Raw genomic sequence first — 325 nt, 5'->3', positions numbered from 1 at the left:
CCTCCGCTTCGCGCAGGGCGTGGGCGTCGGCGGCGAGTGGGGCGGCGCGGTGCTGCTCTCGAGCGAGTTCGGGGATCCGCGCAAGCGCGGGTTCTGGTCGTCGGCCGCGCAGGTCGGGCCGCCCGCGGGCAACCTGCTCGCCAACGGCGCGCTCGCGCTGCTCACCGTGCTGCTCACCGAGGAGGACTTCCTCGACTGGGGCTGGCGCGTCGCCTTCCTGCTCTCGGCGCTGCTCGTGGCGTTCGGTCTCTGGATCCGCCTGAAGCTCGAGGACACCCCCGTGTTCAAGGCGCTGCAGGAGCGCGGCGACCGGCCGAGCGCGCCC

Annotated in this window: 1 protein-coding gene; it reads left to right on the top strand. The window is 74.5% G+C overall.

Going from position 1 to position 325, the window contains the following annotated elements; genetic code table 11:
• Positions 1–325 (top strand): MFS transporter (locus DZG00_RS16685; RefSeq protein ID WP_147360120.1); only part of this gene is annotated, 325 nt, incomplete at both ends.

The sequence above is a fragment of the Clavibacter lycopersici genome (assembly GCF_003576405.1).
In the GTDB taxonomy this organism is placed as follows: domain Bacteria; phylum Actinomycetota; class Actinomycetes; order Actinomycetales; family Microbacteriaceae; genus Clavibacter; species Clavibacter lycopersici.
This window is presented reverse-complemented; position numbering and strand designations above follow the sequence as displayed.